This window comes from Rhodococcus sp. EPR-134, from assembly GCF_001647205.1.
GTDB classification, from domain to species: Bacteria; Actinomycetota; Actinomycetes; order Mycobacteriales; family Mycobacteriaceae; genus Rhodococcus_F; species Rhodococcus_F qingshengii.
In genome coordinates this window covers 1-8,248 of the sequence record NZ_LVCT01000052.1, presented here as the reverse complement: position 1 = coordinate 8,248, position 8,248 = coordinate 1, and the positions used below count along the sequence as shown (strand labels likewise).

7 protein-coding genes and 1 pseudogene are annotated in these 8,248 nt (G+C 61.3%); 5 read left to right on the top strand and 3 right to left on the bottom strand.

Features of this window, described 5'->3' with window-relative positions:
• Positions 1–247 precede the first annotated feature (247 nt).
• Positions 248–1,504 carry a phosphoribosylamine--glycine ligase gene (gene purD, locus A2J01_RS02675; RefSeq protein WP_007734401.1) on the top strand — a complete coding sequence of 419 codons (1,257 nt, stop codon included), beginning with the start codon at positions 248–250 and terminating at the stop codon, positions 1,502–1,504.
• 242 nt (positions 1,505–1,746) lie between these two features.
• The gene (locus A2J01_RS02670) at positions 1,747–3,315 is read left to right on the top strand and encodes a GMC oxidoreductase (protein ID WP_007734403.1); all 1,569 of its coding nucleotides are present in this window, start codon (positions 1,747–1,749) and stop codon (positions 3,313–3,315) included.
• A gap of 74 nt (positions 3,316–3,389) precedes the next feature.
• Here A2J01_RS02670 and A2J01_RS02665 read toward each other — a convergent pair whose 3' ends face one another.
• Positions 3,390–3,902, bottom strand: a complete 513-nt coding sequence (locus tag A2J01_RS02665) for a MarR family winged helix-turn-helix transcriptional regulator (RefSeq protein WP_003945763.1) — start codon at positions 3,900–3,902, stop codon at positions 3,390–3,392.
• A 42-nt stretch (positions 3,903–3,944) separates the two neighbouring features.
• Between A2J01_RS02665 and A2J01_RS02660 the strand changes: the two genes are divergently transcribed.
• Complete coding sequence (locus A2J01_RS02660) at positions 3,945–5,027, top strand: ABC transporter substrate-binding protein (RefSeq protein WP_230359514.1); 1,083 nt, start codon at positions 3,945–3,947, stop codon at positions 5,025–5,027.
• Here the strand turns inward: A2J01_RS02660 and A2J01_RS02655 are convergent.
• Positions 4,963–5,796 carry a phosphatase PAP2 family protein gene (locus A2J01_RS02655; RefSeq protein WP_231915685.1) on the bottom strand — a complete coding sequence of 278 codons (834 nt, stop codon included), beginning with the start codon at positions 5,794–5,796 and terminating at the stop codon, positions 4,963–4,965. The two genes, A2J01_RS02660 and A2J01_RS02655, sit on opposite strands and share 65 nt — an antisense overlap.
• 117 nt (positions 5,797–5,913) lie before the next feature.
• Here A2J01_RS02655 and A2J01_RS02650 point away from each other — a divergent pair, with 117 nt between their 5' ends.
• The gene (locus tag A2J01_RS02650) at positions 5,914–6,588 is read left to right on the top strand and encodes a response regulator transcription factor (protein WP_064111838.1); all 675 of its coding nucleotides are present in this window, start codon (positions 5,914–5,916) and stop codon (positions 6,586–6,588) included.
• 3 nt (positions 6,589–6,591) lie between these two features.
• On the opposite strand, the gene A2J01_RS02645 is transcribed toward A2J01_RS02650, so the two are convergent.
• A complete protein-coding gene (locus tag A2J01_RS02645) occupies positions 6,592–7,980 on the bottom strand; it encodes a sensor histidine kinase (protein ID WP_064111836.1) in 1,389 nt (462 codons plus the stop codon).
• Between the two features lie 82 nt (positions 7,981–8,062).
• On the opposite strand from A2J01_RS02645, the pseudogene A2J01_RS02640 reads away from it, so the two are divergent.
• A pseudogene (locus tag A2J01_RS02640) lies at positions 8,063–8,248 on the top strand (hypothetical protein); the annotation flags it as partial.

Sequence of the window (8,248 nt, the reverse complement as noted above, 5' to 3'; positions counted from 1 at the left end):
TACACGACGTGATCAGAAGTGCGCCGATTGCGGCGGTTGCGGTGAGCGTCAGAACGCCTGGTTTGTGGAGTTTCACGGGTGTCCTTTCCTTGGTGGACAGGTGTCCGAAAACATCTGTTCACCTATTCAGGTATTCATATGATCTCATCTCGAAACGGATATTTCGCACAAAGGCTGAACGCTGGGACCTTGGCCCCGCCAGTGGCACTCCGAGAGCCCTGTTATCGCAGGCCGTAGTCTGTTCACCGTGCGCGTACTAGTAATCGGCTCCGGAGCCCGTGAACATGCCCTCCTTCTCTCTCTTGCTCGCGATCCAGGTGTCACGGCCCTGATCTGCGCGCCTGGCAATGCCGGGATCGCAAAAATCGCCGAGCAGCACCCCATCGACGTCGCTTCGGGTGACGCGGTTACCGCGCTGGCCCAGAAGGTCGAAGCCGACCTCGTCGTCATCGGACCCGAGGTTCCGCTGGTCCTCGGTGTCGCAGACGCGGTGCGCGCAGCAGGTATCGCCTGCTTCGGGCCTTCGGCCGACGCCGCCCGCATCGAGGGATCGAAGGCTTTCGCCAAGGACGTGATGGCTGTCGCCGGCGTCAAGACCGCTCACAGCGAGATCGTCGACAATCCGGCCAAGCTCGACGAAGCACTCGACCGCTTCGGTCCCAACTGGGTGGTCAAGGACGACGGACTGGCCGCGGGTAAGGGCGTAGTCGTCACGACGGATCGTCTCGCCGCGCGCGATCATGCCGCAGAACTGCTCGAGACCGGACACCCGGTTCTCCTCGAGTCCTTCCTCGACGGTCCGGAAGTTTCGCTCTTCTGCCTCGTTGACGGCGAAACCGTGATCCCGCTGCTCCCGGCTCAGGACCACAAGCGAGTAGGCGACGGAGACTCCGGACCCAACACCGGCGGCATGGGCGCGTACACCCCATTGCCGTGGCTGCCCGACGAGATGGTCACGCAGATCGTCGACGACGTCGTCAAGCCTGTCGCTGCCGAGTTGGTCGCGCGCGGTAGCAGTTTCTCCGGCCTTCTCTACGCCGGTCTGGCGATCGGTGTCGACGGCCCGGCCGTCGTCGAATTCAACTGCCGGTTCGGTGACCCCGAAACTCAGGCCGTGCTTGCTCTCCTCGAAACGCCGCTGGGCGGTCTACTCAATGCGGCCTCGACCGGAACACTCGATTCGGTCGGTCCGTTGCAGTGGCGCGACGGTTCCGCTGTCACGGTCGTGATTGCCGCGGAGAACTACCCGTCAACCCCACGCACCGGCGACGTGATCACCGGAGCCGACGCCGACGGAGTCCTGCACGCCGGTACCAAGAAGCGTGAAGACGGTGCCGTCGTCTCGGCCGGCGGGCGTGTGCTGAGTGTTGTCGGAGTGGGCAAGGATCTGACCGAAGCTCGCGACGACGCCTACGCAAAGATCGCCGACGTCAAGCTTCCCGGCGGTCATTTCCGCAAGGACATCGGGCTCGGCGCCGTCGAAGGTCGCATCTCAATTCCCTGACTCGTTCTTTCGGAGGGCCGGTGAACTTTCTGTTCATCGGCCCTTTTCATGGAAAATCAACGGTTCCTTGAAGTTACCCACGAGTATGGACTTCTCGTTCGGTTTCTCCCGGTATATCTCAGCGCGGGGGTCACGGAAAGAGAAGGGCACACTTGAGCATTCGCGCTGGATCCAACGAACGGCACGCACGTACCAATTCCACGCTCTCGCGTAGAAACTTCTTGGCAGCAACAGGATTAGCTGTGGGGGCCGCCGCACTCTCGTCCTCGTGGACCACGGCGGCCGCTGCGCCCAGACGAGCATTGAACGACGGAGACCGTGTCCCCGCGCTCGTGATCGGCAGTGGATACGGCGGTGCCGTTGCGGCACTTCGCCTGACACAGGCCGGTATCGACACGCACATGGTCGAGATGGGGAAGTCGTGGACCACACCAGGGTCCGACGGCAAGATCTTCTGCCCGATGCTCTCGCCCGACGGTCGGTCCTTCTGGCTCAGAGACCGTACAGTTCAACCGGTTTCACACTTCTCCGGCGGCTCGGTGGACAAGAACATCAGCCGCTACGTCGGTGTTCTCGACGCCGAGGACTTCGGCGGGATCAAGGTCTACCAGGGCCGAGGGGTCGGCGGTGGGTCGCTGGTCAACGGCGGTATGGCCGTCACACCCAAGCGTAACTATTTCGAAGAGATCCTGCCCGGTGTCGATTCCAACGAGATGTACTCGACGTATTTCCCGCGCGCGAACGCTGCGCTCGGAGTCAACAACATCGACCCGGCCTGGTTCGAATCGACCGAGTACTACAAGTTCGCGCGGACGGGGCGAAAGACCGCTGAGAGATCCGGTTACACAACAACGTTCGTGCCGAATGTCTACGACTTCAACTACATGAAGCAGGAAGCTGCCGGCCAGGTCACCAAGTCCGCTCTGGTCAGTGAGGTCATCTACGGCAACAATGCCGGAAAGAAGTCTCTGGACAAGACGTACCTCGCTGCGGCATCCGCCACCGGCAAGCTCACCATTTCAGCTCTGCACGTCGTGACCTCGGTTGCCCCGGCCGCGACCGGCGGTGGCTATCAAGTGGTGATGAACCAGATCAACGAGCAGGGCAATACCGTCGGCACCAAGACAGTGACGGCGGACAAGGTCTTCTTCGCGGCCGGCAGTATCGGGACCAGCAAGCTCCTGGTCGCGATGAAAGCGCAAGGGCAGCTGGCGAATTTGCCGGGTGCAGTTGGACAGGAATGGGGTCACAACGGCAACGTGATGGTGGGCCGCGCCAATCACATGTGGGACGCCACCGGTGCGAAGCAGTCCGCGATCCCCGTGATGGGTATCGACAACTGGGCCGACACATCCGCTCCCGTCTTTGCGGAAATCGCACCCTTCCCGGCCGGTACCGAACTGTGGGTCAGCCTGTACTTGGCGATTGCCAAGAATCCGCAACGCGCTCAGTTCCAATTCAACTCGGCAACAGGCAAAGTCGGATTGAACTGGCAGCGCTCGCAGAACCAGCCGTCGATCGACATGGCGAAGAAGCTCTTCGACAAGATCAACAAGAAGGAAGGCACGATCTACCGGACCGACCTCTTCGGCCCGACGCAGACGTGGGGCGATCAGTTGACGTACCACCCCCTCGGCGGTTGTGTGCTCGGCAAGGCGACCGACGGCTACGGTCGTCTGCCGGAGTACCCGGGTCTGTACGTCATGGATGGATCCCTCGTACCGGGCAATGTGGGAGTCAATCCGTTCGTCACCATCACCGCTCTGGCCGAACGGAATATCGAGAACATCATTGCGAACGACATGAACTAGGGCGGTGACTCGTCAGCAGGTGCGGTGCGGTGCGGCAGGTGCTGCACCGCACCGCTTCTGTATGTCCCGGAGTGTCATCGCGGCGCGTGATCTCGCAATGATCGATTGACTCGGTCGAGGATGCCGACGGCAGTGGTCAATGTGTCGAGGTCGCCCTCGTCGAGGGACGCCAATTCTTCGGCGAGAACGCCGATGCGTAGTTCGGATCGACGGTCTCGTCGCGCGCTTCGTTCGTCCTTCACGAAAAGTGTGCTCACTCGGCCGTCCGTGGGATCGGGTCGCCGTTCGATCAGGTCTTTGTCGGAGAGTGTGCGCACCAGCGTGCTGACGGTGTTCGGGCGTCTGGAGAGACGATCGGCGACCGCCCCGATGCGAGTGCCCGGATGGTGTGCGACATCGTGAAGTACTTCGGATTGTGCCTCTGGCAGAGTCGCGTCGGTACCCGACGTATCCATGTATTCCCGCAGCGCTCGACGCAATTCGAACGCCGCAGCGATGAGTGATCTCGATGCTTCTTCCGCGGTGGGCATGCGATCGGAGTAGCGATCGACCCCGTGTGATCCACGCCCTGGAACTGTATCTGACACAGATATAGTTTACAGTTCTTCAAAGGGTAGGGTCACCTAACCATGACGGAAGATGAAGCTGTCATGCTTCACGACGTACGGGACACGATCATGAATTTTCGAAAGAAGTCACGCAGTGTAATGCTGATCGGCGCACTGACATTGGTGGCAGCTCTCAGTGGCTGCTCGAGCGAGGACGCGTCGCCCACAGATGCCGAGATCAGTGCGTCGGCTCCGGCGGACTCTGCGTTTGTCGCTCCGCGAGAAGTCCCGGTTGGAATGGGGAGCGGAAAGTCGGACGGCGAGTTCCCTCGTACCGTCTCACACTTCAAAGGGGACACCACGATCGAATCGCAGCCCGAAAAGGTTGTCGTCATCTCGACCGGGCAAGCAGATGCACTCCTGTCGCTCGGTGTCGTGCCCGCAGGTTCGACGCGTGGTGACGGTGCGGACCTGGTGCCTCCGTACTTGTTGTCTGCATACCCCGAATTCCGTACTCAGCTAAGTGATGTCGTTGACGCAGGTGGACGCTTCACACCGAATTTCGAAGCGATCGTCACGCTCGATCCTGACCTGATTTTGATGAATGTTGCAGGAAAGGACGCTGATTCGCTGTACGACCAGCTTTCCGCCATCGCACCCACGGTGGCAACACAGGGAACCGGCGTCTACTGGAAGCAGGACTTCCTGCTGGTTGCCGACGGGGTAGGTAAGACGCAGCAGGCGACGGCACTGCTGGATACCTTCAATACCGATGCCGCGGCCCTCGGTGCTTCCCTCTCGTCGCCGCCGACGGTGTCGTTCACGCGCCAGAACGGAAATCGTCTGCGCATCTTCGGTATTCCTTCGTTCACCGGCAGTATCGCCGAGGATGCCGGCTTGACCCGTCCGCAGTCGCAGCAGTTCGACGACACTTCCCGAGACATCAGTGAAGAAGAGTTGAACGTGGCGGACGCCGACTGGATCTTCTACGGCGTGCAGGGCGGGGACCCGGCGACATTGACGAACGCGCCGTTGTGGGCGCAGTTACGTGGTGTGGTCGCCAACCACGCCGTCGCTGTTGACGATGACGTCTTTTACCTCAATACCGGGCCGACTGCGGCTCGTGAAGTGCTGAAGGTTCTGCAGAGCGCATTGCAGCAGTAGTCGATTCAGCTTGGTTGTGAGTGCTGACGAACCGGAAGACGGCTCCGCCCACGGTGACGGCAAGCGTCGCGAGAATGGCCCCGGCGATGACGTCGGTGAGCCAGTGAACTCCCAAATACAGGCGAGTCAGGGCTACGACGATTGTGACTGTCACGGCGAGGAGCATCAGCAGTCTCTTGACGGCGGGTGTGCGGTGCGCGCTCAGAACGAGGACGACGATGCCGAACAGTGCAGCGGTCCCGGTGACGTGACCAGACGGGAACGAGTGGCCGGTCTCGAGAAGAACCTGGATGTTGGTCGGCGGACGTTCGCGACCGACGAGCGCTTTGATTACCGTGCTGGCGACCGCCGCCCCGCCAACGGTTCCGATCACGATCAAGCCCGGAACGACCGAACGCGCTCGCCATGAGATGAGCACTCCGCTGGTGATCCCGAGTAGCGCGGTGGCGACCGGGCTACTGAGATCTGTGACGGCGACCGCGATCTGGTTCAGGGCGCCGCTCCGATGATCGACCATCCAGTCGGTCACCGGCCCGTCGAAGCTCGTCAACCACCCGCTTCCATACACCTGGATCGACAGCGTCACCAGTGCAAGCACGAGTCCGCACGTGCGAAGGGCTGTAGACCGAACGCTGGAAGCTCGGTAGATCGAACCGAACGCGAACAGAGCTGCGGCCACCACGATTGCGGCAACCGCGATCTCTGCGGTGGTGCTCTCGGTCAGGACTTCGGTGACCACGTTTCGCACGGTCGACACAGTTGCAGGCATGAATGCAGTGTGACGAGCCGAAGCTGAAGAAACGCTGAACGGAACTCGGCTCTGGGTCTACCGTCTGCTCTACTGGGTGCATCCGAACAACTGCGTGGCGACGAAACGGGGCCGGTGGTGCGAGTACTGGTGGTCGAAGACGAAGTGCGCTTGGCCGAGACGATCCGGCGGGGATTGGTGGCCGAGGGATTCGTGACCGCGGTCGAACTCAACGGTGACGACGGATTCGCGACTGCGTGCAGTGACGAATTCGACGTGATCGTTCTCGACATCATGTTGCCGGGCAAACACGGGTACGACATCGTGCGGGATCTACGCGCCCGGGAGATCTGGACGCCGATCCTCATGCTCTCGGCAAAGGACGGCGAATACGACCTGGCTGATGCATTCGATCTCGGCGCCGACGACTACCTGGTCAAGCCATTCTCGTTTGTCGTGTTTCTCGCTCGGCTGCGCGCACTGGTGCGTCGCGGCGCTCCACAACGTCCGGCGATACTCTCCGTTGGAGACCTGTCCCTCGACCCGGCCAAACATCAGGTGAGCAGAGCGGGAATCGAATTGACCCTGACGCCAAGGGAGTACAGCGTTCTCGAATTCTTGATGCGCAACAATGGTGTGGTGGTCACGAAGACCGAGATCGTTCGCTCTGTCTGGGACACCAACTACGAAGGTGACGAGAACATCGTCGAGGTGTATATCGGTTACCTTCGTAAGAAGCTCGACCTCCCGTTCGGAACTCAGAGCATCGAAACGGTCCGAGGCGTCGGGTACCGCTTTGTCGGCACTGCCTGATCTTCAGTCGTTCGGTACCGGAATCGTCACCTCGAATCGACTTCCACCGCCCGCCCTCTCGCTGACGGAAATGGTTCCGTGGTGCGCCGCAACTATTTCCGACGCGATGGCGAGTCCGAGTCCGGACCCGCCTCCCTGCCTCGACCGCGGCTGGTCCAGGCGGACGAAGCGTCCGAAGATTCGTTCGCGTTCTGCTGCAGGGATTCCGGGCCCGTCGTCCTCGATCACGATGTGGGCTTCGTTTCCGGCTTCGGAGCACTCGAGATACACGAGGGTCTCCGCATGCCGCACTGCATTGTCCACGAGGTTTCGCACCATCCGCGTCAATGCTCTCGGGTCTCCGGAGACCCGAACCGGAGCCACGGCAGCGGCGACCGTAACTGCGGAGATACCGTCGATCCTTTTCTGCTCGGCGAACAAGATGTCATCGAGGTCGACGTCGACGACGATGCCGAACTTTTCGAGTTCGCTTTCGTCAGAGCGCGCGAGAATCAACAGGTCTTCGATCAACTGCCGCATTCGGCGCGCCTCGGGAAGGAGTGCGTCTTCGATCAACGCGTCGTCGAGGAGATCCGGGCGTCGGTGTGCCAGTTCGAGGGCCGTCGTGATCGTGGAAAGCGGACTGCGTAACTCGTGTGAGGCATCGCTGACAAATCGTTGCTGGGCCAGCGCACCTTCGTCGAGGCGCGCCAGCATGTCGTTCATTGTTGTTGCCAGTCGGGCTATCTCGTCGTTCCCTGACGGTACAGGCACTCGTTCACCTTGACGCCCACTAGAAATCGACGCTACCCGAGCGCGGATGCGTTCGACGGGAGCGAGGGCCGAACCGACGAGGCGGTAGGTGGCAAACGCTGCCAGCCCCAGGACCAGAGGTCCGACGATGGCCAGCAGAACGGCAACGGTCGTCACCACGGTTTCAACCGGTTCGCGGTCGGCGCCGACGAAGACGGTGACTGGTCCGGTCGGCGTCTGAGCGCCTCGCCCGATCAGCCAGTAGTCCTCGTCGTCGGACTTCTTGACCCTTCCGAGAGCGTCCGACTCGTCAGGGCCGAGAAAACGTCCGGACAGGAGGTCGCTGTCGGTTCCCGGTGATTGGGCGACTATTCGGTGATCGGCGTCGACGATCTGCACGATTCCGATCTGACTGTCTGTGGACAGAAGCGAAGGGTCGAGATCGGCCGGGTTTTTTCCGTTGAGCTGCTGGACCAATTGCGTGGCGCGAGCGTCGGAGCTGTTCAGTGCGGACAGATGCAGGGAGTTTGCCAGCACGAAAACCAGTGCAAGCCCGGCGATCACCAGGCAGAAGGCGATCACGAGTGTCGAAGCCACGGTCGACCGCGCGCGCACGCTCCACCGGGACGGGTGCAGAATCGACGAGGCAAGATGCTCCATGACGTCCAGTCTGTACTCTCCGGCGCAATCGCGGCGAACGTTCTCAGCTTCCCTTCAACAACCAGGTGCCACGCTGGCCGACATGGCGTTCACGCGTGAAATGGCGAGCAAGGTCCCAGAGGTCACACTGTACTTCTGGCTGATCAAGATTCTGGGCACGACGGTGGGGGAGACTGCCGCGGATTCACTCGACGCGGATCTAGGTATCGGACTGATCGGCACCGCTGCGTTGACTTCGGTGTTCTTGGTCGTCGCGCTGATCATCCAG